Raw genomic sequence first — 326 nt, 5'->3', positions numbered from 1 at the left:
GATCAGGTTCGTCGAATAGACGACCTTCCTTATCTCGGGCGGGTAGGCCAGGTAGGGCGTGAACTCGCTCCACGCGGCTTGCCACGTGCGTAGGACCGCCGGGCAACGCTGTGAATGGCCCTGGTGGTTAGAGGCGCTGTAGATGTCCCGCAGCTCGGCGAGAACCGCGGGGTGGCCCCGCTCAGAGGCAAGTCGCAGTCCCTCGCGTCGGAAGTGGCCCACGTGAGCCTCGCGCCGCTGTGCGTTGAGGCCAAGGCGACCGCCGCCGACCTGAACGCCGCCCTCGAAACGATCGCCCGCCCGTCCGCCGAAGACGCCACCGAGCA

The 326-nt window shown here is 68.1% G+C and carries 1 protein-coding gene; it reads right to left on the bottom strand.

Features of this window, described 5'->3' with window-relative positions:
- A partial coding sequence (locus tag ADL25_RS48155; protein WP_234380956.1) for a transposase occupies positions 1-222 on the bottom strand: 222 nt, incomplete at its 3' end.
- Between the last annotated feature and the right edge of the window lie 104 nt (positions 223-326).

This window comes from Streptomyces sp. NRRL F-5122, assembly GCF_001507435.1.
GTDB lineage: Bacteria > Actinomycetota > Actinomycetes > Streptomycetales > Streptomycetaceae > Streptomyces > Streptomyces lannensis.
Note: the sequence above shows the minus strand (reverse complement) of the source record. Positions and strands in the feature narration are given on the sequence as shown.